The sequence below is a fragment of the Clostridium sp. DL1XJH146 genome (genome assembly GCF_054819755.1).
This window is the reverse complement of record NZ_JBTVVN010000020.1, coordinates 39,091-63,029: the sequence shown is the minus strand read 5'-3', so window position 1 is coordinate 63,029 and position 23,939 is coordinate 39,091. Positions and strand designations below refer to the sequence as shown.

Below are 23,939 nucleotides of genomic sequence, written 5' to 3'. Positions count from 1 at the left end.
TAATTTATTCAGAGTAAAAGTTTGTAATATTTTCTTAATATTTCAGTAAAATGTTTGATGTATAATTACTCTGGAAGTTATGAGAAAATATATATTGATACCGTTAGGAGTGTTGTTTTTGAATAGTAAGTACAGGTTATACATAGTTGATAGTATTATTGTGATGTTTTCAATGTACATATCATTAACGCTTATATTTGAGATGAATATTCCTCAAAGTCCTTTAACTTTTTTAGGGATTAAGATATTTCTCATTGTCATTTTAACTTTGTTTTTTAATAAAATATTTAATTTATATGATTGTATGTGGAAGTATGCTACAGGTAAAGAATTTTTAACAACAGTTATATCTACTTCAGTATCAAATATTATACTTTTTGCAATTAGTTACATTATATATTATAGAAAACTAAGTTATATTGAAGTTAAAGTGTTAATTATGATGCATATTGTATACTGGATTTTAGTCACTATAATGATGATTATTGCAAGAATTTTCATTAAGGTTAGGGATAATAAATATACTGGGGATATTGTAGCAAAAAATAAAATCAATACATTAATCTTTGGTGCTGGTGATGCGGGAGTAATGCTTTTTAATGAAATAAAGAGACATAAATCTTTAAATTATAAGGTTGTTGGATTTATTGATGATGATTTAAGTAAAGTTGGTAAAAGTATATTTGGAATAAAGGTTTTAGGGAATAGAAAAAATATAGATAGAATTTGTAGAGAAAATGAAGTTGAGGAAATACTAATTGCAGTTCCGTCTATTCCATTTAAGAGTAAAAAAGAAATATATAATATATGCAAAGATACAGGATGCAGACTAAAAACTCTTCCTGGATTGTATGAGATTATTAATGGTGATGTAAAAATTAATCAACTTAGAGAAGTAGATATAAATGATTTGCTTGGAAGAAAGTCTATTAAATTAAACAATGAAAATATTAATAAATACATTAATGATAAAGTTGTGCTAGTTACCGGTGGAGGAGGATCAATAGGCTCTGAACTATGCAGACAAATCACTAAATTTAAGCCTAAAAAACTTTTGGTTTTAGATATTTATGAAAATAATGCATATGATCTTCAAATGGAATTGAAAAGACAGCATAAAGAATTGGATTTAGAAGTAATAATAGCATCTATTCGTGATGAAAAAAGACTTGAAGAAATTTTCAGTAGATATAAGCCTTATGTCGTATTCCATGCAGCAGCACATAAACACGTTCCTTTAATGGAGGATAATCCAAAAGAAGCAATAAAAAATAATGTTATTGGAACTTATAATTTAGCAAAATATAGTGAAAAATATGATGTTAAAAAATTCGTGCAGATAAGTACTGATAAAGCCGTCAATCCTACTAATGTTATGGGAGCAACTAAAAGATTTTGTGAAAAAATAATACAAGGATTTGCTAAAGAAAGCAATACGGAATATGTTGCTGTTAGATTTGGGAATGTACTAGGTAGTAATGGCTCTGTTATACCATTGTTTAAAAAACAGATTTCTTCTGGTGGACCAGTTACGGTAACGCATCCGGAAATCAATAGATTTTTCATGACAATACCTGAAGCGGCACAATTGGTAATACAAGCAGGTGCAATTGCAAGAGGTGGAGAAATTTTTGTTTTAGATATGGGTAAACCTGTTAAAATAGTTGATTTAGCTAAAGATTTAATACGACTTTCAGGTTTAAAGCCTAATGAAGATATTAAAATAGAATATTCTGGATTAAGACCGGGCGAAAAATTATATGAAGAACTTTTAATAGATGAGGTTGCTTTAACTACTACGGATTATGAAAAAATTTTTGTGGAAAAACCTCATTCTTATGATATGGAGTATATTAACAGTTCAATAGACCAATTTAAAAAAGTGATAGAAAAAGATAATATTGATGTAATTAATTTGTTGAAAGAAAAAGTTTCAACTTATAAACCAAATGAAAAATAGATAAAAAATATGTATTGGAAAGGAAGTATTATGGAAGTTAAATTGTTGGATTTAAAAAAGCAGTATAAAACTATTGAAGATGATATTAATAAAGCTATTAAAGAAGTTTTAGAATCAACTAAATACGTTATGGGACCGAATGTAAAAGAATTAGAAAAAGAGATAGCAACTTACTCAGAAGTTAAATACGGTATGGGAGTTGCAAATGGAACAGATGCTTTAATGCTTTGTTTAAAAGCTCTTGGAATCGGACATGGGGATGAAGTCATAACAACTCCTTTTACGTTCTTTGCATCAGCAGAAACTACTTCTGTAGTTGGTGCTACTCCAGTTTTTGCTGATATCGAAGAAGATACTCTTTGCATTGACCCAGACAGTATAGAAAAGATGATAACTGATAAAACTAAAGCAATAATACCTGTTCATATTTTTGGTCAGATGTGTGACATGGACAAGATTATGGAAATTGCTGAAAGACACAACTTATATGTAATAGAAGATGCTTGTCAAGCAATTGGTGCTAAATATAAAGGTAGAAAAGCTTGTTCTATTGGTCATGTAGGATGTTATTCATTTTTCCCTACTAAAAATTTGGGTGGATATGGCGACGGAGGAATGATTGTAACAAATAATGAGGATATAGCTGAAAAAATTAAGTTACTAAGAGTACATGGTAGTAATATAAAATACATACATAGTGCTATAGGTCATAACAGTAGACTTGACGAACTTCAAGCTGCAATACTAAGGATTAAATTTCAATATCTAGAAGAATGGAATAATTCAAGATTAGAAAAAGCTGAATATTATAACAAACTTTTAGCAAACACTGAATTAGTTTTGCCGACAATAAGAAAAAATACTAAACATGTTTTTCATTTATATTCAGTACAGCATAAAGATAGAGATAAAATAACAGCATACTTAAAAGAAAATGGTGTAGCAACAGGAACTTACTATCCTGTGCCAGTACATTTCCAAGAAGTGTATAAACATTTAAATTATAGTGATGGTGATTTGCCGATCTCAGAAGATGCTTGTACAAAAACTTTTGCTCTTCCTCTTTATCCAGAAATCACAAAAGAAGAACAAGAATATGTTGCTATGAAAATTAAAGAGTATTTCAGTTTATAAAAAGTATATATTAATTGGAATTCAGGGGGTTATAATATGAATTTAAAAGATAATTTAATAAATAAGATAAGAACAAAAGATATTACAATAGGAGTTGTAGGATTAGGATATGTTGGACTTCCACTATCTGTAGAGAAAGCAAAAGCAGGATATAAGGTTATTGGGTTTGATGTTCAAGATGAGAAAGTAAATATGGTAAACGAGGGCCATAATTATATTGGAGATATTATAGATGAAGAATTAGAAGTGTTAGTAAAAGATGGTATGCTTAAAGCTACAACTGATTTTTCTTTTGTAAGAGAAGTTGATGCTGTTGCTATAGCAGTTCCTACACCACTTGATAAATTTAAACAACCTGATGTATCTTATGTAGAAGCTTCAACACGTTCTATTGCAAAATATTTACATAAAGGAATGCTTGTTGTTTTAGAGAGTACTACATATCCGGGAACTACTGAGGAGATTGTGAAGCCTATATTAGAAGAATCAGGACTTAAGTGTGGAGAAGATTTCTTCTTAGCTTTCTCACCAGAAAGAGTAGACCCAGGAAATAAAATATATAAAACAAAAAATACTCCTAAAATTGTTGGTGGATGTACACCAGATTGTACTGAAATCGCAGCAGAGTTATATAAGCATGTTTTAGAAGGAGAAATACATACTGTATCTTCCCCAGCTGTTGCAGAAATGGAAAAAATATTAGAAAATACCTTTAGGCATATAAATATAGGCCTTGTAAACGAAATGGCTATCTTATGCAAGAGAATGGGAATTGATATTTGGGAAGTTATAGATGCTGCTAAAACAAAACCATATGGATATATGGCGTTTTATCCAGGTCCGGGACTGGGAGGACATTGTATACCTCTTGACCCATTTTATCTAACTTATAAAGCTAGAGAGTATGATTACCATACAAGATTAATAGAAACTGCAGGAGAAATAAATGATTTTATGCCTGAATTTGTGGTTGATAATGCTATGAAGCTTTTGAATCAAGATAAGAAGGCAATGAATGGCGCAAAAGTATTATTACTAGGTGTTGCATATAAGAAAGATATAGATGATATGAGAGAGTCACCAACATTAAAAGTAATTGAGCATTTAGAAAAAAATGGTGCTGAAGTACTAGTAAATGATCCTTTTGTTTCTAATTTTAAACATGGTGGAAAGACATATAATAGTGTTGATATAGAAAGGACTATTGATGAGGCTGATATTGTAATTATAACTACAGATCATAGTTGTTATGATTATCAATCAATTGTAAATAGAGCTAGAATAATTTATGATACTAGAAATGCTACAAAGAATGTTATGGAAAGTAGAGAAAAAATAAATAAATTATAGAGAAAAATAAAAGAGTATATAAGTAATGCAATTATAAGATTGATGTAAAAATTTTTGATTTATGCTTACTTTATTTACACCTTATTTACTTAGTTTCTTGTACGGAAATTATAAAGGGATAAACAAAGTGTTTATCCTTTCTATATTTGGGAGAGTGAAAAATGGAAAAATTTAAAATTGCAATTATTGGTTGTGGAAGAATTTCTTATAAACATATACAAGGAATATTAGATAATAGAAATGAGATTGAACTAGTTGCCCTTTGTGACATTTCAACTGAAAAAGCAAAAGGTAGAAGAGAAGAATATTTGTCTGAATTAGATAATAGCGAACTTAATAATGAAATATTAATATATGAAGATTATAAAGAAATGCTTGAAAAAGAAGAAATAGATATAATATCAATATCTACTGAAAGTGGATATCATCCAGAAATAGCAATTTATTGTATGGAAAGAAATAAACATGTTGTAGTAGAAAAGCCAATGGCTCTTTCAGTGAAAGATGCTGATAAAATGATTAAAACTGCCAAGGATAATAATGTAAAATTGTGTGTATGCCATCAGAATAGGTTTAACGTACCAATACAAAAATTGAGAAGTGCAATCGAAGATGATAGATTTGGTGATTTGATAAATGGAACAGCAAGGATACTTTGGAATAGAAATATGGGTTACTATGAGCAGGCACCTTGGAGAGGTACATGGGAACTTGATGGCGGAACTTTAATGAATCAATGTATACATAACATAGATTTACTTCAATGGATGATGGGTGGAGAAATAGACACAGTATTTTCAATGGCAGATACATATATCAGAGATATCCAAGGTGAAGATTTTGGAGCTATAATGATTAAATTTAAAAATGGTGCTATTGGTATAGTTGAAGGTTCAGCTTGTGTATACCCTAAAAATTTAGAAGAAACGCTTAGTATTTTTGGAGAAAAAGGTACAGTTTGTATTGGCGGACTTGCAGTTAATAGAATTGAAACTTGGAGATTTGGAGATGAGTTAGACTCAGAGGATGAAATTATTAGGGCTCAAGAAGGAGATCCAGATAGTGTATATGGTTATGGTCATACTCCTTTATTTAAAGATTTCATAGATGCCATTAAAGAAGATAGAGAGCCTTTAATTAGTGGAGAACAAGGGGAAAAAGCTTTGTCAATAATTCTTGCAGCATATAAATCTAGAAAAACAGGATTACCTGTGAAATTTCCTTTAGAAGATTTTTCAACTATGGAAATGATAGATAACATAATTAAATAGTTCGGAGGTAATCAAATGAATTATATTTCAGAGAAAGCAGCTCTAGGTAAGAATATACAAATAGGGAAATTTGTAGTTGTTGAAGATAACGTGAAAATAGGAGATAATTGCATTATAGGGCACAATGTTGTAATAAAAGAAAATAGTGTTGTAGGGAATAATATTAGAATAGATGAAAATACAGTAATTGGTAAAAAACCTATGAGGTCTGTAAATAGTATATTTAAAGACGAGAAAGAATTACCACCATGTCGTATCGAAGATGAATGTCTAATAGGGGCAGGAGTAGTTATTTATTGTGGCTGCACTATTGGAGAAAAGACATTGGTAGCTGATTTGGCAACAATTCGTGAGAATGTAACTATAGGCACTAAAACAATTGTAGGTAGAGGAGTTGCTGTTGAAAATTTTTGTACTGTAGGTAGCTATTGTAAATTAGAGTCAAATGCATATATAACAGCATATTCAACTATTGAAAACAATTGCTTCATCGCACCTTGTACGGTGACATCTAATGATAACTTTGCAGCAAGATCTAAAGAAAGATATAGTAACTTTAAGGGAGTTACTGTTAAAAAAGGCGGTAGAATTGGCGCTGGAGCAGTGATTTTACCAGGTAAAGTTATAAATGAAGATGGATTTGTAGGGGCAGGTAGTGTGGTCACTAAAGATGTTGAAAGTAAAAAAATAGTAGCAGGAAATCCAGCTAAAGAGTTTAAAGATGTACCAGAGGAGCAGTTGCTTCAAAATCAATAAAAGTATAGCATTAAACACAAACAAAATAGATATTTTAATATGGAGTTGTTTGATATGTATAATAGTAAAAAAATATTAGCTATTATTCCTGCTAGAGGCGGCTCAAAAGGAATTCTAGATAAGAATATAAAAGAACTAGATGGAAAGCCATTGATTAATTATACAATTGAAGCAGCAAAAAGATCCAAATATATTGACAAGACTATTGTTTCTACTGATAGCGAGAATATAAAAAAAATAGCTGTTGAAGCATTAGCAGAAGTCCCATTTATAAGACCGGCATCTTTATCAGATGATAATGCTAAGTCTATTGATGTTGTAATTCATACGATAGAATTTTTAGAGGAAAATGGAGAAAATTTTGATTTAGTAATTCTATTACAACCAACATCACCTTTAAGAGATGAAAAAGATATAGACCAGGCATTAGAAAATATGATTTTGAGTAAAGAAAATTCCTTAGTTAGTATCTGCGAAGTTTCAGAAAATCCTATATTAATGAGGAGAACTGAAGAAAATAAGCTCAAACCAATATTACATAGTGATTTGACTAATCTCAGAAGACAAAATTTACCTAAATTTTATATTTTTAATGGAGCAATTTATATAAATACTGTAGATATGTTAAAGAAAGAAAAAATATTTGTTAATGATAATACAATGCCTTTTATTATGGAAAAGGAAAAATCAATAGATATTGATGATATTATTGATTTTAAACTGGCAGAGTTATTAATGAAAGAGGAAATAGTATGATGAAGATTGGTAATAAGTTTGTAGGAACTGAAGTTCCTTGCTATATTATAGCAGAAATAGGGGTTAATCATAATGGCAATATTGAATTAGCAAAAATATTAATTGATGAAGCAGTAAAATCTGGAGCAGATGCTGTTAAATTTCAAACCTTTAAAACTGAAAAGCTAGTTACAGAGTATGCTAAAATGGCAGAATACCAAAAAGCTAATCTTAAAAAAGATAGTAGTCAGTTTGAGATGCTAAAAAAACTTGAATTATCCTATGAAGATTTTAGTGAACTAAAAGAATACTGTGATATTAAAAATACTACATTTTTATCGACACCATTTGATATTGAAAGTGCTAAATTTTTAAATTCTATTGGAGTTGAAGCTTTTAAAGTAAGCTCTGGAGATTTAACTAACATTCCATTAATTGAATACATAAATAGTTTTAATAAACCAATAATTATATCAACAGGCATGGCAAATTTTGAAGAAATAAACGATGCCTATAATGTGATAGAAGATAAAAATAACCTTGCAATATTACACTGTACATCAAATTATCCAGCTCCTTTTGATAGCCTAAATCTAAATGTATTAAAAATCATGAAAGAGAAATTTAATAGTATTGTAGGTTATTCTGACCATACAGAAGGCATTATTGTACCCTCTACAGCTGTTGCACTTGGAGCTAAAATAATTGAAAAACATTTTACTGTTGATAAGTCAATGGAAGGTCCGGATCATAAAGCTTCTATTGAACCAAAGGAATTTAAGGAAATGGTTAACAATATTAGAATTATTGAGATGTCATTAGGTTCAAGTGAAAAAGTGATACAAGAATGTGAAATTAGTACAACAAAAGTAGCCCGTAAAAGTATTGTGGCGGCAAGAAATATAAATAAGGGTGATATGATTACCATAGAAGACTTGGATTATAAGAGGCCAGGAACAGGATTAAGCCCTAAATATTATAAGGATTTAGTTGGAATGGTTGCAAACACCGAAATTAAAAAGAATGAGCAAATAGATTTTGAAATGATTAACAATTGATAAAGGAGATCCTATGAATAGAAAAATTGCAGTGATAACAGGAACAAGAGCTGACTATGGTTTGTTTTATTATGTTTTAAAAGCTATAGAAGAACATCCTAATTTAGATTTAGAATTAATTGTTACAGGAATGCATTTATGCCCTGAATATGGAATGACAGTAAATGAAATAGAAAAAAATGGATTTAATATTTCGGAAAAAATAGAAACTATATTAGCATCTGATACAGGGGTATCAATGGCTAAAACTGTTGGATTATCAATTGTTGAAATTTCACAAGCATTAAATAGAATTAATCCTGACATTTTAGTAATATTAGGAGATAGAGGAGAAATGTTAGCTGGAGCTATATCGGCTATACATTTAAATATCCCTATTGCTCATATCCATGGAGGAGAGGTTACGGGAACAGTAGATGAATCAGTAAGACATGCAATCACAAAACTTTCGCATATACATCTCCCTGCAAATGAAGATAGTAAAGAAAGAATTATTAAGCTTGGTGAAAAAAAAGAAAACATTTTTGTTGTAGGAGCTCCTGGACTTGATTACATAAGAAATGCAGAGTATTTGTCTAGAGAAGAAATAAACAAACGATTTGCTTTAGATGACTCAGAGTTTATTATTATGACACAACATCCTGTAACAACTGAGAGAGAGCAAGTAAGAAATCAGATAATAGAAACTATGGAAGCTGTTAAAGAATTGAGAAAGCAAATAATAATTAGTTATCCTAATAGTGATAATGGTGGAAGAGAAATTATAGAGATTATTGATGAATATAGTGAAAAATATAGTTTTATAAATACATATAAAAACTTAAGCCAAATTGAATATTTAAGTATTTTAAAGTACGCAAGTGTTATGGTTGGTAATTCATCTTCGGGAATAATTGAAGCTCCTAGTTTTAAACTTCCTGTTGTAAACATAGGAACAAGACAAAACGGTAGGCTTAGAGCCAATAATATAATTGATGTTGAAAATAACAAAGAAGAAATTAAAAAGGCTATTGAATATGCCTTATATAATGAAGATTACAAGAAAATTTTAAATCAATGTGTTAATCTTTACGGAGATGGGAAATCAGGTAAAAGAATAGCGAAGATACTAAATGATATAAAAATAGATAGTAGCTTAATTCAGAAAAGAATTACATATTAGGGAGATTACATGGATAAAATTGTTTTAATAGGTGCTGGTGGACATTGTAAAGTAATTATTGATATTATTGAAAACTCATATAATTATGAGATAGTAGGTGTTTTGGATAAAACAAAAAAAGGGTATATAAATGATACCCCTATTATCGGTAATGATGATGAATTATTACAGCTCTTTAATAATGGGGTAAAAAATGCCTTTGTGTGTTTGGGCGCATTAGATAATTTAATTATTAGACAAAAAATATATAATAAATTAAAAAAAATTGGATTTGAAATTCCTACTTTGATTCATAAAAATTCAATTGTATCTAAATTTGCAACAATAGGTGATGGTACAGCAGTGATGCCTTGTTCTGTAATAAATTCGGGAGCTATTATTAAAGAGAATTGTATTATTAATACATCAGCAGTTATTGAACATGATTGTGTTATAGGCGCAAACTGTATGATTTCTCCTAGAGCAGCTTTGGCAGGAGGGGTAACAGTAGGTGATAATTCTTTAATAGGTATAGGTAGTTCTATCATTCAAGGTGTAAATATTGGATCAAATACAATTATTGGAGCTGGTGCAGTTGTAATAAGAGATATAGAAAATAATGTAGTTGCCGTTGGAGTTCCAGCTAAAATACTTAATAAGAGAGGATAGTTATGAAAAATATAATTGAAAAATATTGTATTGACGAGTACTCAACTATAAGAGAGGCAATGTTCAAGATAGATAGAAATCTTATTGGTGGAACTTTTGTAATAAATGCTACTAACAAAGTCTTAGGGGTAATTACTGATGGGGTTATAAGAAGGGCATTGCTTAAAGGATGTACACTTGAAGATAAGGTTAATGATATATATATAAATGAATTTAAATTTGTAAATAAGGAAACAGAAAAAAGAAAAGTAAAAGAAATTATGTTAGATTATAAAATTAGGCAAATTCCTGTTCTGAATGAAAAAGGGCAGATGATAGATTTATACTTTATAGATGACGTAGTATCTTATGGTGATAAGGATAATTATGTATTTATACTGGCAGGTGGTCTTGGCACTAGATTAAGACCTTTAACAGAAAACATTCCAAAACCAATGCTTAACATTGGAGAAAAACCAATTCTACAGAGAATTATTGAATCCTTTAAGGAATATGGTTTTAGGAATTTTATTATTTCTCTTAACTATAAAGGAGATATAATAGAAGAATATTTTGGTAAAGGTGATAGATTTGGAGTTAATATTGAATATGTTTGGGAGAAGAAAAAATTAGGGACGGCAGGGTCAATTAAATTGGCAGAAGAACTAATTAATAAACCATTTATAGTGATAAATGGAGATATACTCACTGGACTTGATTTTGATAAATTTATCAACCATCACATAGAGAATGATAATGATATAACTGTTGGTGTAAGGAATTATGAAGTTAATATTCCCTACGGAGTGCTACTTACAGAGAATGATAAAATCACTTTTTTAAAAGAAAAACCTACATATAATTATTACATAAATAGTGGTATTTATTCTGTTAACCCTGATATGATTAAACATATACCATATGAAAAAAGTTATAATATGACAGACTTAATTGAAGATATTATGAAAAATGAAGGAAATGCTGGAGTGTATCAAGTTACAGAATACTGGACAGATATTGGGCAACATGAAGATTTTAAAAGAGCAAATCAAGAATTTCATAAACATATATAATGGAGGTAGACATGGAATTAAAGGGGAAGAAAGTTTTAATTACAGGATCAGAAGGATTTATAGGAAGTCATTTAACTGAAAAATTAGTATCTCTCGGTGCAGAAGTTACTGCATTAGTGCAGTATAATTCCTTTAACAATTGGGGATGGATAGATACGTTAGATAAAAAAATTGTAGATAATTTGAATGTTGTTACTGGGGATGTTAGAGAGTATGATGGTATAAGTAAAATTATTAAAGGACAGGATGTTGTTTTTCATCTGGCTGCTTTAATTGCTATTCCATATTCATATTTGTCTCCAATGGCATATGTACGAACTAATGTTGAAGGAACAACAAATGTTCTTGAAGCATGCAGAGAATATGATATTGAAAAAATAGTGCATACATCTACTAGTGAAACCTATGGGTCAGCTTTGTATGTTCCTATTGATGAAAAACATCCTATGCAAGGACAATCACCATATTCAGCGTCTAAAATAGGGGCAGATAAGATGGCAGAAAGCTTTTATAGATCTTTTAATATGCCTATTGCTACAATTAGACCTTTTAATACATATGGACCTAGACAATCTGCAAGAGCAGTAATTCCAACGATTATTTCTCAAATTTTAGCTGGGAAAAGAGAAATTAAACTTGGTAGTTTGACACCAACGAGAGATTTCAATTATGTAAAAGATACAGCAGAAGCTTTTATCAAAATTGCTGAAAGTGATAAAACTATAGGTGAAGTTATAAATGCTGGGTCAAATTTTGAAATAAGTATAGAGAACCTAGTAAAAGAAATTATAGATATTATAGGTGAAGACGTTAAAATTTTATGCGATGAAGATAGATTAAGACCTGAAAAAAGTGAAGTGAACAGACTATGGGCTGATAATAAGAAAATAATTTCTTTAACAAATTGGAAACCAGAATATACGCTAAGAGAAGGTTTGGTTGAAACAGTTCAGTGGATAAAAGAGAATATGAAATATTTCAAGACAGATATATATAATGTATAGATTCGTATCTTAACTTTGATAAATGAAAAAATTAATAAAAAATAATAAAGTGGGTGATTATATGATACCTTTATGTATACCTGAAATAAGAGGTAATGAGTGGGAATATGTAAAAGAGTGTATTGATACTAATTGGATATCTTCAGTGGGTAGTTATGTTAACCTTTTTGAAAAAAGATTCCAAGAATATTTAAAAATTAATAAGGCTATAGTTACTATGAACGGTACTGCTGCACTTCAATTAGCTCTCGAGACTATGGGAGTAGGAGAAGGCGATGAAGTAATAGTTTCTTCAATGACTTTTATTTCTCCGGTAAATACTATAAAATATGTTGGTGCTACACCAGTTTTTGTTGATTGCTGTAGAGATACGTTTGTTATGGATGTAGAAAAAATAAAGGAACTTATTACTGAAAAAACAAGAGTTATTATGCCTGTACATATATATGGCCATCCTGTTGATATGGATGCTATCATGGAAATTGCAGAGAAATATAATTTATATGTAATAGAAGATGCAACAGAAGCTTTAGGATCTAAATATAAAGGGAAAATGGTTGGAACAATTGGGCATATGGGTGCTTTCAGCTTCAATGGAAATAAACTTATTACTACAGGAGCAGGAGGAATGCTTGTAACAAATGATGAAAACTACGGAGAAAGAGCTAAATTTTTATCTACACAAACTAAAGTTGTTTTAGATAACAAAGCATTTTATCATCCTGAAATAGGGTATAATTTTAGGATGCCTAACCTATTAGCAGCTTTTGGAGTAGCTCAACTTGAAAATATTGATGAGTACCTAAAAATAAAAAGAGAAAATGCTAAATATTATAATGAAATTTTAAAAGATGTAAAAGGAATAACTGTTCCAATGGAAAAAGAATGGGCAGAAAACTGTTTCTGGCTTTATTCAGTAGTAATTGAGGATGAATATCCTTTGAGTAGAGATGAATTAATACAAAAATTCGAAGCATGTAGTATACAAACTAGACCGTTTTTTATGGCAGTGCATAGTATGCCACCATTTAAGGATAATAAATGTGGAGATATGAGTGTTACTGATGAATTAGTTGCAAAAGGTCTTAATTTACCAAGCTCTGTATCATTAACTAAAAAAGAAATTGAAGAAATTTGTAGTATTATTAAAAAATATAATAAATAGAATGATGGAGTAAAATATGCTTAAACAGTTAAGTGTAAAATTATATAATAATAAACTTGTAAAAAGTGGAATTTGGTATACTATAGGTAATTTTTTTATACAAGGAATATCATTTTTAACAATAGGGATATTTACCAGATTATTAAGCACTAGTGACTACGGGATAATAACACTTTATGGCACATGGCTTTCTATAATTACAGTGATATCTAGTTTGGGTTTAGAATCTTGTGTTAGCAGAGGCAAATTTGATTATGAAGGTGAATACGATGATTTTTTATCTTCTACGCTTTTATTAGCAACTATATCATTTGGAGTAGTTTTTATAATAGTATTGTTGTTCAAGGCTCAGTTTGCAGCAATTTTTTTTAGAAAATCTATCTCGGAAATTACATTAAATGATAAGATACTTGTTTTGTTTCTTGTTTTTCAAAGTTTTTTCTCATTTGTAATTAATTTTTGTAATACAAAATTCACCACGCTGTACAAATATAAAAAATATTTGACTGTAGCGATTACTAGTGCTTTATTAAATGTAATACTAGCAATAATATTTATTTATAATTTGAATGAAAATAAATATATGGGCAAAATAGGTGCAGGGGTAATTATTGCAGTTATTCTAGGTACAATTTTATATTTTAACACAATAGTTAAAGGGAAAATACAGATTAGTAAGAATTATTGGAAATATGCATTAGCCATATCGATACCACTTATTCCGCATAGTTTATCATCAATTATTCTAGCACAGTTTGATAGAATTATGATAAATAGCAATAGTGCTAGGGGTATATACAGTTTTGCATATAATATCGGATTGATTTTGACTGTTATATGGGCGGGATTAAATAAAGTGTGGGTTCCTTATTTTTTTGAAAATATGAAATCTAAAAATTATAATGATATAAAAGAAAAATATAAGTACTATATTTTCCTTTTTTCGATGATAACTTTTATGATAATATTTATATCACCGGAAATAGTGAAGATAATGTCACCTAGTTCATATAGTGATGGATTAAGTATAGTTCCAGTTATAATTATTTCTAACTTTTTCATTTTTTTATATAGTTTTCCTTCTAATATGGAGTTTTATGAAAAAGAGACAAAATATATTTCTATAGGTACTTTTATGGCCGGATTCACTAATATTGTTTTGAATATGGTATTTATTCCAATGTTAGGCTATAAAATAGCAGCATGGACAACATTAGCAGCGTATATACTTCTTTTTATATATCATTATATTATAGCAAGTAAAATATCAAAGATAAAAATTTTTGATATTAAATACTTTCTCTACAGTATAATTTTTGTAACTTTTATTAGTCTGATTTTTTATATATTTAGAAATGATTGGATTCCAAGATATTGTTTTGTTTTTTCAGTATTCTTTATAATAATATATAAATCCAAAGATTATATAAAAAAATATATAGCAAAAACTTAAAAACCAGGAGAATTTATATGATGGCAAAAATTATATATAATAATAATAATAATAAAATTTTGCTCGCAAATGACGAAAATATACAATTAGATAAATATATAGAAAATACTGATATTGATAATATAGCTTTTAATTATCTTAGAAATCTTGAAATTCAGCAGATTTATAATGAAAATCTTGAGGATTTATATGTATATGACGGGATACCACTATATTATTTTGAGAGACCATCACTTTATCTTAAATTAAAGCATATGCTTACATGTTTTATACTAGTGAAAAATATATTAGATGATATAGATGATGAAATTTATGTTGAAACAGACGACGATATAATGTTTGATATATGTAAATATATCTTTAAGATTAGATGTAATTTATTAGCGTATAATTCACGTGAAAAACAAAAAAAGCATATTGTAGGAAAAGTGTTTTTAAGACAAATAAAAGGGTTCCATAATTATTTGAAGTTTAAAATTAATAAGAGTAAAAAAGAAAATATTCTAGTAATTTCAAATATAATAAATGTGAATTATATAAAAAAGCACAATATAAATCAATTGGTTGATACACAAATTGGCAGTGTTATAAATGTGCTGAATAATTCATTTAATATTATAAATTTGCAAGGGTTGTTTAATCTTGATTATATTGATAAATCATTAAAATATAAAGAAGACTATGTTCCTTTTGAATCCTTTATATTATACAAGAAGTTCTTTTCTAAAAAAATTCTTAAAAATAGTTTTCTTAAAAATAATTTAAATAATATAGAATTATTAGATTTTTCATATGATAATTATGATTTCAAAGAAGTTATAATTAAATACATATTTAATAATATAGAAAATAAATACTTAGAAGATTTAAAGGAAATTCTTGCTGCTGAACAATTCATCAAAAAGCATAAAATAGTTAAATGCATTGTTACAGATGAAGGGGATAGACCAAGATGTTTTATTGCAGCGGCACATAGAATGAAAATAAAATCTTATGCTCTTCAACATGGAGTAATAAATGACACTTCTCCTGCTTATACAATAATTACTAAATATAAAAAGAGTATTATTCCTGACAACACTTTTTTGTGGGGAGAAAAATATAAGAAAATGCTAATGCAAAACACAAATTTATATAATAATGATAATTTATTTGTTGTGGGTCAAGTAAGAACGGATTTATTAGTTAACAATAATAAAGTAACGAAACAATATAAAGATAATAAAATTAAAATATTATATGCTACACAGTATTTTAAAGATTTGTTAATACAAGCAACTGATATGTTATTTCAAGCATTATCTTTATTAGAAAAAGAATATGAACTGATAATTAAGCTTCATCCGGCAGATAACTATTTTAGTATTTATGAGGAAATGATTAGTAAATATAATATAAAAAACGTTAGAATTGTAAAAGATGAAGATTTATATGAACTTCTCAATTGGTGTGATACGGTAGTAAGTGTTCATTCTACAGTTATTGCTGAAGGAGCCCTCCTTAAAAAGCCATCAGTGTGCATAAAATTACCAAAATACGATGATGCTGCAAGTTTTATAAAAGATGGATTATCTGTAGGAGTTAAAAATAAGTATGGATTGAGAAACTTTTTTGAAAATATAGATAAATATGAATTTGACGAAAAGTTTAATAACTATATAGAAAATAATTTTTATTGCGTTGATGGTAATGTATCTCAAAGAATAGTTGACTTAATAAAATAATTACAAAGGAATAACTTGGAGGTTAAGATGGAGTTTTTTACAGACTTAAAAGAATATATGGGCTATTTAAAAAAAAGATTATTTATAATTCTCGGCTTATATTTTTTCATTGAATTATTTATATTTATGCAGTTATGGACTACTAATAAGTTTATGTTCATTAGTAGTATATTTATTACCTTATATATGATTGTTAGTATTTTTCTTTGTTTCAAAGATTTTGAAACTACAATAAAAGTCTATGTGCTATCTATACCTATAGTTCCAATACTTTTATATTTATGTTTTAGATTAGGCATTGTTTGGGTTGGTACTGGAGTATATTGGTTATATTTTATTTTGTTTATTGTAGGTACATTTAAAGCATACAAGAAAAATGAAATAGACTTTGACCAAATATCTTTTAAAGGGAAGTATAGAAGAGTTTTAATAATTTATTCTGTGCTAACAATAATAAGTATGATTTCGTCTTTTTTAAGCTATAGTAAGATTGAATCTTTTAATTTAACATTATTGGCAATAGTTTCTATTATTTTGATTAGTTTGATTTTATTATCGTATAAAGGAATGAATAGAAGATTTATTGAATCAATAATAACATATTTATGTATAGGAGTTTCTATATCATCTATACCTGATATAACGGTTTCAGTATATAGCTTGATTTTTTCAGGGAATAATATACATTTATACGGTGTTTTAGGAAGTAATTTTATGCTAGGATATACTATTATTATATTGCCGTATATATTATATTTTGCAGTAAATAAGAATATTTGCAATAGATACAATCAGATTTTCAAAGTATTGTTACTGATTGAAATCTTGAATTTATCAACTCAATTATCTAGAGGAATTTTATTAACAGTATTTATATGTATATTGTTAATAATATGTATAGATAGAGAAAATTTTAAAAAGTATTTGCTGGTTTCAATTATTATTTTTACTTGCCTAGGTTATAATGTTACTCATAGATGGGAATTTAATCAAATTAAAGATGATATAAAAGTAGAAGGCATTCAATTTATTATTGAGGATGAAGGGATATTATCTAAGATAGCTCAACAATTTAAAAGTAGACGACCTATCTGGATTGTAGCTACAAATATGATAGAAGATAACCCCTGTTTTGGTGTTGGTTTAGGTAGTTTTAAGTATAGATACTTATATTATGGTGGAAGTGAATCAAGACTTTATATTGATTCTCATAATATTTTTCTAAATGTAGCTACGGAGCTTGGATTGATATTTGCTTTAGTTTTATTTTCTTGCTTGTTTATATTTTTATTTACTAGTTTTATTAAAAATTTAAAATTCAAAGAGTTTGCAAGTATTATATTTCCTGGAATAATAGGTATAATTTCTTTGCTTGTATACGGTAATATAACAGGGCAAGCCTTTATTACCTCAACATTTCCTGTGAGTATAGTTCCAGTATTTGTTTTTACAGTTGTAGTTACTATTATTATTAAAATGAATTCACTAAGGGAAGGAGAATAAAATGAAAAATGTTTTGGTTATAGCATATTATTATCCACCTAAAGGTGGTGCAGGAGTGCAAAGGACTTTGAAATTTGCAAATTATTTATGTTATATGGGTTACAATGTTAGTGTCTTAACGGTTAAAGAAGAAAGTAACGGTATAATAGATAAATCGCTTAATCAAGGAATAGAGGAAAGAATAAAGATTTATAGGACAGATATAAAAGAAACAAATGTAATAAGTACAGTGAATAATTTATTATTCAGTAAAAAGTTAAGTAATAATGTGGTTGACAGTAGTAATTCTCAAGATGAGTTTTTGCATTTAAACAGTATACAAAATAAAATTAAAAAAAATATAAAACATATTGGGAAAAAAGTGTTTTTAGATGTTTATAATTTAGTGTATATACCTGATGATAAAAAAGGATGGATAGATTTTGCAGTTGAAGAAGGTAGAAAAATTATAAAAGAAGAAAAAATAGAAGTTATATATACAACTTCGTGTCCTTATTCTACACATTTAATAGGATACGAACTTGCAAAAGAGATACCTATTAAATGGATTGCTGATTTTAGGGATCCGTGGGTGAGTAATCCATTTATTAAAAATGGGCCTATACTAGAGAGGATAAATATAGGATTAGAACAAAAAGTTGTAAAGAAATCTGATAAGGTTATTAGTGTTAGTAAGCCTATAATTGATAATTTTATTAAAAGATATAAGAAGGAAGATAAAAATAAGTTTGGTATTATAACAAATGGATATGATGAAAAAGATTTTATTAGTTTAAACCTTTCCTTAGGAGAAAAAAATGAAAGGTTTTTAATATTGTATAATGGTGCTTTATATGGAAGACGATCACCTGAAAAGATATTGAAAGCAATTGATACATTAATAAAAACTAATAGAATAGATAAGGAAAAAATAAGAATTAAATTTGTAGGTGAGATAGGGAAAGAACATATGAATATAGTTAATTATTATAGTTGCAAATTCCCTGAAGTAGTAGAGCAACAAGAGTATTTACCTCATGAAGAAAGTTTAGAGCAACTATGTATGGCAAATGCACTTTTGCTGATAATTGATGAAGGTGAAGGAAGTGAAGGAATATACACTGGTAAAATATTTGAATATATTAGAACAGGAAAACCAATTTTGGCAGTTGTACCAAATGGAGTGGCTAGAGATTTGATTTTAGAAACTAATACAGGTTATGTTGCTTATCCTTCTAGAATAAATGAAATAGAAAATATAATATATAAAGCGTATTCTACATTTGTTTTGGGTGATATTGCTATTGAACCTAAATGGGATATAATAAAAAAGTATAGTAGAGAAAAGCTGACCAAAGATTTAGTTGAAGTTATGAATGATATTAAATAAAATTCAAACAAAAGGTGATATAGTATGAGAATTTGCTTTTTAGGGGATGGAAATAGCGTACATATTAAGAGGTGGTTATCCTTTTTTAGAAATAAAGGGTATGATGTTCACCTTATAACATTTTCAACAGTTGTATATGAAAATATAACTGTCCATAAAGTAGGAAAACATAATATAAATCAGAATGGTGGAAATTGGAAAAGCATATTTAGTACTTTAGAAATAAAAAAAATATTAAAGGAAATAAAACCAGATATAATTAATGCTCATTACGTTACTAGTTATGGTTTTATAGCAGCATTGACAGGAATTAAACCTTTAGTGATTTCAGCATGGGGAAGCGACATACTTGTAACACCTAAACAAAATAAGTTCTATAAAAATATAACAAAATTTACATTAAATAGAGCTGACTTAATTACATCAGATTCGGATATTATGTCTAAAGAAATTAATCAGCTTTCTAGGAGTAAAACTATTACTGTTCCTATGGGAGTAGAAAAAATACTTTGTGATTTTGAAAGAAAAGACAATATTAATGAAATTAAGATATTAAGTTTGAGGACATTGAACAAGAATTCTAATATTGATACAATAGTAAAATCTTTTTCTAAGATTGTAAAAGAATATAAAGATATGACATTAAAATTAATAATAATTAACGATGGTCCTGAGAAAAACAATATTAGAAATCTTATTGAAGAATTAGGTATTTGTGAGGACATAGAAATGAAAGGTTTTGTTTCAAGAAAAGAACTTTTAGATTTAATGATTTCATCACAGATATATATATCTATTCCTACTTCTGATTCTACATCTGTTACTTTGTTAGAAGCTATGGCTTGTGGCATTCCAATTATTGTCTCAGATTTACAAGCAAATAGAGAATGGATTGAAAATAGAATCAATGGATTGGTACTTAACAGAATAGATGAAGAAGTTCTTTATGAAAATATTAAGAGTATTATTAACAACAATAAATTAAAAGAGGATTTCTTTAAAATTAATAGAGATATAATTTTAAAAAGAGCTATTTGGGATGATAATATGGAAACGGTAGAAAGAGAGTATTTATCTCTCTTAAAGAAATAATATGAAAGTTATAGATATATAGATTAATTAATAATTTGTATTAGTATAAATCAAGTATTACAGCGAAAACACTATAATACGATAGAATGGAAGGATGAAAACATGAAAATACTAACAATAGTAGGAGCAAGACCACAATTTATAAAAGCGGCGGCAGTTTCTAATGTTATTAGAGAACAACATGATGAAATATTAGTACATACAGGTCAGCATTATGATGATAATATGTCAAGAGTATTCTTTGAAGAACTTGGCATTCCAAAACCTGATTATAACTTAGCCATAGGATCCGGAAATCATGGAAAGCAAACTGGCGAAATGCTTATTAAACTTGAGGAAATATACTTAAAGGAAAAACCCGATTTTGTTTTAGTATATGGTGATACTAATTCTACACTCGCTGGAGCTTTATGTGCCAGTAAATTGCTTATTCCATTAGCGCATATAGAAGCTGGATTAAGAAGTTTTAATATGACAATGCCTGAAGAGCAAAATAGAATTCTTACTGATCATTTATCAAATATTTTGTTTGTTCCTACTTCTTCTGCTGAAGAAAATTTGAAGAAAGAAGGTATAGATAAAAAAGTTTATAATGTTGGAGATGTTATGTATGATGCTGTACTAAATTTTAAAGAGTTATCAAAACAAAAATCTAGTGTTATAAAAAAACTTGATTTAAAAGGCAAAGAATTTATATTAACAACAATACATAGAGCAGAAAATACTAATTCTATAGAAAGATTAAAAAATATAATAGAAGCTTTAAATGAAAGTGATAAAAATATAGTTCTTCCTCTACACCCAAGAACAAAAAAGTATATTGAAGATTATGGACTTGAGTTTAACAAGAATATTAAAGTAATTGAACCTGTTGGCTATCTTGATATGATTGCCCTTGAATCCTCAGCAGAAAAGATTGTTACGGATAGTGGTGGAGTTCAAAAAGAAGCATTTTTTATGGGAAAACCATGTATTACAATGAGAGATGAAACAGAGTGGATAGAGACAGTAGAAAACGGATGGAATATTATTGTTGGAACAAACAAAGAAAGAATTTTAGAGTCAATTAGAAAATTCAAACCAACTAAAAAAAGAAAAGATATTTTTGGAGATGGAAAAGCAGCTGAAAAAATATTGAAAATTATTAATCAAGGTTTATAGATGCTTTTAATATATTAAAATTTAAAAAGTTTCGAAATAAGAACTTGAAAAAAGTATTAGACAAGTATCTTTTATGTGGAACAAGAGGAGATATAATGATTGAAAATAAATTAAAGACAGTTTCGATTATCGTTCCATGTAGGAATGAAAAAAAATATATTTCACAATGTATCGAGTCTTTTATACATCAGTCTTATAATAATTATTATTATGAAGTCCTTGTTTGTGATGGTATGTCTGATGATGGAACTAGAGATATTATTAAAGAGTATGAAAAAAAATATGATAATATTAGATTACTAGATAATCCTGGTATTACAGCACCAAAAGGGATGAATGTAGGCATAAAAAATTCGAATGCAGACATTATAATTATTTTTGGAGCACATGCTTATGCTGATACATATTTTATAGAAAATAACGTAAAGGCTTTAAATAAAGAAGCTAATATAGGGTGTGTAGGTGGACCAATAGAAACAATAAATGAAAATAAAGTAGGTAAAGCTATTGCACTAGCAATGAGTTCACCTTTTGGAGTTGGAAACGCTTTATTTAGGTATTCAAAAAAAGAAATATATGTTGATACTGTTGCTTTTGGAGCATATAAACGAACTGTGTTAGATAAAATAGGGTATTTTGATGAAGAGTTGGTCAGAAATCAAGATGATGAGATGAATTTTAGAGTAACAAAAGCAGGGTATGAAATATTGCTATCTCCAACTATAAAATCTAAATATTTTAGCAGAGGCTCTCTAAAAAAATTATGGACACAATACTTCCAATATGGGTTTTGGAAAGTTAGGGTAATGCAAAAACACGGTAAAACAGCATCTATTCGTCATTTAGTACCGTTATTATTTGTATCAGTGAATATATTGGGTGCCATATTAAGTCTTTTTAGTACAGTAGTTTTTTACTTATGGCTTACGGAGATAGCATCATATATCATGTTAGATTTGTTCTTCTCATATAAACAATCAAAAGAAAACAAAGATGTTTTTGGAAGTATATTTAAAATCTTTCCTATATTACATATAAGTTATGGATTAGGTTTTATCGAGGGTTTATTTTCATTTTATATTTTTAAATCAAAAAATAATATAGGCAAAAATACAAAATTATCAAGGTAACTAGGAGGCAATTATATGTCAAAAGAATGTAAAAGAGAAGAGTTTTTACCATATGCACTACCATTAATTGAACAGGAAGAAATTGATGAGATGGTGGATACACTAAAATCAGGATGGGTATCAAAAGGACCCAAAACAGTGAAATTCGAAAAAATGTTTGCAGAATTTGTAGGTGCTAAGCATGCTATTGGGACTAATAGTGCTACTGCAGCGCTTCATATGGCTCTTGTAGTAGCTGGAATTGGGCCTGGTGACGAAGTTATCACAACACCTTTTACTTTTGCATCTACAGTAAATACGATAATGCATGTGGGAGCTACTCCGGTATTTGTAGATATCAATGAAGATACATTATGTATAGATGAGGAAAAAATAGAAGAAAAAATTACTGAAAGAACTAAAGCCATTGTTCCTGTCCACTTTGCTGGACATGCTTGTAATATGGATAAAATTTTAGAACTAGGCAAAAAATATAACTTATTAATTTCAGAAGATGCAGCTCATGCAGTTTATACAAGATATAAAGGTAAAATAGTTGGTGGCATTGGAGATATAACATCTTTTAGTTTTTATGCAACTAAGAATATATGTACAGGTGAAGGTGGTATGATTACTACAAATGATGATGAAATTGCTGAAAAATTAAGAGTAATTAGTCTGCATGGTATGAGCAAAGCAGCTTGGGGAAGATACAGCAAGGGTGGTTCTTGGAGATATGATATCGAATATCCTGGCTATAAATATAATATGACAGATATGCAAGCAGCACTTGGTATACATCAATTAAATAAAATAGAAAGAATGCAAAGAAGAAGAGAAGAAATAGCTAAAGCCTATAATAATGCATTTTGTGAACTTGATGGAATAATAATACCGAAAGTTGCTGAGTATTCAAATCACCCTTGGCATTTATATACTATTAGAATAAATGAAGAAAAACTTAATATAAATAGAGATGATTTTATAGTTGAATTAAACGATGAAAACATTGGCACAAGCGTACATTTTATACCAGTACATCTGCAACCTTATTATAAAGATAAATTTGGCTACAAAGAGGGAGATTATCCTGTTATAGATGCTGTATTTAATAGTATTTTATCATTACCACTTTATCCTAAAATGAGTGATAAGGATGTAGAAGATGTTATTTATGCTGTTAAGAGAATTTTTGATAAATATAAAAAATAGCTATAAAATATGTATTAAAGG

The 23,939-nt window shown here is 28.3% G+C and carries 20 protein-coding genes; all 20 read left to right on the top strand.

The genetic code is table 11. The features are described 5' to 3' along the window. Nucleotides 1–118: 118 nt before the first annotated feature. The 20 genes from ACVHXK_RS11150 to ACVHXK_RS11055 all read left to right on the top strand — a co-directional run bounded on the left by ACVHXK_RS11150 (nt 119) and on the right by ACVHXK_RS11055 (nt 23,918). Nucleotides 119–1,960: a polysaccharide biosynthesis protein gene (locus ACVHXK_RS11150; protein WP_461206470.1), complete on the top strand. Its 1,842-nt coding sequence runs from the start codon at nt 119–121 to the stop codon at nt 1,958–1,960. A 30-nt stretch (nt 1,961–1,990) separates the two neighbouring features. Further along, nucleotides 1,991–3,094, top strand: coding sequence for a DegT/DnrJ/EryC1/StrS family aminotransferase (locus ACVHXK_RS11145; protein WP_461206469.1), 1,104 nt, complete (start codon nt 1,991–1,993; stop codon nt 3,092–3,094). Nucleotides 3,095–3,130: 36 nt separating this feature from the next. Next, a complete protein-coding gene (locus ACVHXK_RS11140) occupies nt 3,131–4,444 on the top strand; it encodes a nucleotide sugar dehydrogenase (RefSeq protein WP_461206468.1) in 1,314 nt (437 codons plus the stop codon). A gap of 161 nt (nt 4,445–4,605) precedes the next feature. Then, on the top strand, nt 4,606–5,715 hold the full coding sequence (locus ACVHXK_RS11135) for a Gfo/Idh/MocA family protein (protein WP_461206467.1): 1,110 nt from the start codon (nt 4,606–4,608) through the stop codon (nt 5,713–5,715). Between the two features lie 15 nt (nt 5,716–5,730). Continuing rightward, nucleotides 5,731–6,471, top strand: a complete 741-nt coding sequence (locus tag ACVHXK_RS11130) for an acyltransferase (RefSeq protein WP_461206466.1) — start codon at nt 5,731–5,733, stop codon at nt 6,469–6,471. A gap of 54 nt (nt 6,472–6,525) precedes the next feature. Beyond that, a complete protein-coding gene (locus tag ACVHXK_RS11125) occupies nt 6,526–7,227 on the top strand; it encodes an acylneuraminate cytidylyltransferase family protein (protein WP_461206465.1) in 702 nt (233 codons plus the stop codon). Beyond that, nucleotides 7,224–8,264 (top strand): N-acetylneuraminate synthase, encoded by a 1,041-nt coding sequence (gene neuB, locus ACVHXK_RS11120; protein ID WP_461206464.1) that lies wholly within the window; start codon nt 7,224–7,226, stop codon nt 8,262–8,264. Before ACVHXK_RS11125 ends, neuB begins: the two co-directional genes overlap by 4 nt. A gap of 13 nt (nt 8,265–8,277) precedes the next feature. Continuing rightward, complete coding sequence (neuC, locus tag ACVHXK_RS11115; RefSeq protein WP_461206463.1) at nt 8,278–9,426, top strand: UDP-N-acetylglucosamine 2-epimerase; 1,149 nt, start codon at nt 8,278–8,280, stop codon at nt 9,424–9,426. Nucleotides 9,427–9,435: 9 nt separating this feature from the next. Next, complete coding sequence (locus tag ACVHXK_RS11110) at nt 9,436–10,074, top strand: acetyltransferase (protein WP_461206462.1); 639 nt, start codon at nt 9,436–9,438, stop codon at nt 10,072–10,074. Nucleotides 10,075–10,076: 2 nt separating this feature from the next. Continuing rightward, nucleotides 10,077–11,126: a nucleotidyltransferase family protein gene (locus ACVHXK_RS11105; RefSeq protein ID WP_461206461.1), complete on the top strand. Its 1,050-nt coding sequence runs from the start codon at nt 10,077–10,079 to the stop codon at nt 11,124–11,126. Nucleotides 11,127–11,137: 11 nt separating this feature from the next. After that, nucleotides 11,138–12,130: an NAD-dependent 4,6-dehydratase LegB gene (locus ACVHXK_RS11100; protein WP_461206460.1), complete on the top strand. Its 993-nt coding sequence runs from the start codon at nt 11,138–11,140 to the stop codon at nt 12,128–12,130. A 61-nt stretch (nt 12,131–12,191) separates the two neighbouring features. Continuing rightward, a complete protein-coding gene (locus tag ACVHXK_RS11095; RefSeq protein WP_461206459.1) occupies nt 12,192–13,295 on the top strand; it encodes a LegC family aminotransferase in 1,104 nt (367 codons plus the stop codon). Between the two features lie 16 nt (nt 13,296–13,311). Continuing rightward, nucleotides 13,312–14,748: a lipopolysaccharide biosynthesis protein gene (locus tag ACVHXK_RS11090; protein ID WP_461206458.1), complete on the top strand. Its 1,437-nt coding sequence runs from the start codon at nt 13,312–13,314 to the stop codon at nt 14,746–14,748. 17 nt (nt 14,749–14,765) lie between these two features. Next, a complete protein-coding gene (locus ACVHXK_RS11085; RefSeq protein ID WP_461206457.1) occupies nt 14,766–16,472 on the top strand; it encodes a UDP-N-acetylglucosamine 2-epimerase in 1,707 nt (568 codons plus the stop codon). 27 nt (nt 16,473–16,499) lie between these two features. Next, nucleotides 16,500–17,975 (top strand): O-antigen ligase family protein, encoded by a 1,476-nt coding sequence (locus tag ACVHXK_RS11080; RefSeq protein WP_461206456.1) that lies wholly within the window; start codon nt 16,500–16,502, stop codon nt 17,973–17,975. 1 nt (nt 17,976) lies between these two features. Continuing rightward, on the top strand, nt 17,977–19,344 hold the full coding sequence (locus ACVHXK_RS11075; protein ID WP_461206455.1) for a glycosyltransferase family protein: 1,368 nt from the start codon (nt 17,977–17,979) through the stop codon (nt 19,342–19,344). 24 nt (nt 19,345–19,368) lie between these two features. Continuing rightward, the gene (locus tag ACVHXK_RS11070) at nt 19,369–20,436 is read left to right on the top strand and encodes a glycosyltransferase family 4 protein (protein ID WP_461206454.1); all 1,068 of its coding nucleotides are present in this window, start codon (nt 19,369–19,371) and stop codon (nt 20,434–20,436) included. Between the two features lie 102 nt (nt 20,437–20,538). Beyond that, complete coding sequence (gene wecB, locus ACVHXK_RS11065) at nt 20,539–21,597, top strand: non-hydrolyzing UDP-N-acetylglucosamine 2-epimerase (RefSeq protein WP_461206453.1); 1,059 nt, start codon at nt 20,539–20,541, stop codon at nt 21,595–21,597. 95 nt (nt 21,598–21,692) lie between these two features. After that, the gene (locus ACVHXK_RS11060; RefSeq protein WP_461206452.1) at nt 21,693–22,727 is read left to right on the top strand and encodes a glycosyltransferase family 2 protein; all 1,035 of its coding nucleotides are present in this window, start codon (nt 21,693–21,695) and stop codon (nt 22,725–22,727) included. 15 nt (nt 22,728–22,742) lie between these two features. Beyond that, complete coding sequence (locus ACVHXK_RS11055; protein WP_461206451.1) at nt 22,743–23,918, top strand: DegT/DnrJ/EryC1/StrS family aminotransferase; 1,176 nt, start codon at nt 22,743–22,745, stop codon at nt 23,916–23,918. Nucleotides 23,919–23,939 lie beyond the last annotated feature (21 nt).

Excerpts from the sequence above, each read along its gene's own strand:
- ACVHXK_RS11070 (WP_461206454.1), top strand. The coding sequence starts at position 19,369 with ATGAGAATTTGCTTTTTAGGGGATGGAAATAGCGTACATATTAAGAGG.
- ACVHXK_RS11135 (WP_461206467.1), top strand. The coding sequence starts at position 4,606 with ATGGAAAAATTTAAAATTGCAATTATTGGTTGTGGAAGAATTTCTTAT.
- ACVHXK_RS11055 (WP_461206451.1), top strand. The coding sequence starts at position 22,743 with ATGTCAAAAGAATGTAAAAGAGAAGAGTTTTTACCATATGCACTACCA.
- ACVHXK_RS11060 (WP_461206452.1), top strand. The coding sequence starts at position 21,693 with ATGATTGAAAATAAATTAAAGACAGTTTCGATTATCGTTCCATGTAGG.
- ACVHXK_RS11125 (WP_461206465.1), top strand. The coding sequence starts at position 6,526 with ATGTATAATAGTAAAAAAATATTAGCTATTATTCCTGCTAGAGGCGGC.
- ACVHXK_RS11090 (WP_461206458.1), top strand. The coding sequence starts at position 13,312 with ATGCTTAAACAGTTAAGTGTAAAATTATATAATAATAAACTTGTAAAA.
- ACVHXK_RS11100 (WP_461206460.1), top strand. The coding sequence starts at position 11,138 with ATGGAATTAAAGGGGAAGAAAGTTTTAATTACAGGATCAGAAGGATTT.
- ACVHXK_RS11110 (WP_461206462.1), top strand. The coding sequence starts at position 9,436 with ATGGATAAAATTGTTTTAATAGGTGCTGGTGGACATTGTAAAGTAATT.
- ACVHXK_RS11075 (WP_461206455.1), top strand. The coding sequence starts at position 17,977 with ATGAAAAATGTTTTGGTTATAGCATATTATTATCCACCTAAAGGTGGT.
- neuC (WP_461206463.1), top strand. The coding sequence starts at position 8,278 with ATGAATAGAAAAATTGCAGTGATAACAGGAACAAGAGCTGACTATGGT.
- ACVHXK_RS11145 (WP_461206469.1), top strand. The coding sequence starts at position 1,991 with ATGGAAGTTAAATTGTTGGATTTAAAAAAGCAGTATAAAACTATTGAA.
- ACVHXK_RS11080 (WP_461206456.1), top strand. The coding sequence starts at position 16,500 with ATGGAGTTTTTTACAGACTTAAAAGAATATATGGGCTATTTAAAAAAA.
- wecB (WP_461206453.1), top strand. The coding sequence starts at position 20,539 with ATGAAAATACTAACAATAGTAGGAGCAAGACCACAATTTATAAAAGCG.
- ACVHXK_RS11095 (WP_461206459.1), top strand. The coding sequence starts at position 12,192 with ATGATACCTTTATGTATACCTGAAATAAGAGGTAATGAGTGGGAATAT.
- ACVHXK_RS11130 (WP_461206466.1), top strand. The coding sequence starts at position 5,731 with ATGAATTATATTTCAGAGAAAGCAGCTCTAGGTAAGAATATACAAATA.
- ACVHXK_RS11085 (WP_461206457.1), top strand. The coding sequence starts at position 14,766 with ATGATGGCAAAAATTATATATAATAATAATAATAATAAAATTTTGCTC.
- neuB (WP_461206464.1), top strand. The coding sequence starts at position 7,224 with ATGATGAAGATTGGTAATAAGTTTGTAGGAACTGAAGTTCCTTGCTAT.
- ACVHXK_RS11140 (WP_461206468.1), top strand. The coding sequence starts at position 3,131 with ATGAATTTAAAAGATAATTTAATAAATAAGATAAGAACAAAAGATATT.
- ACVHXK_RS11105 (WP_461206461.1), top strand. The coding sequence starts at position 10,077 with ATGAAAAATATAATTGAAAAATATTGTATTGACGAGTACTCAACTATA.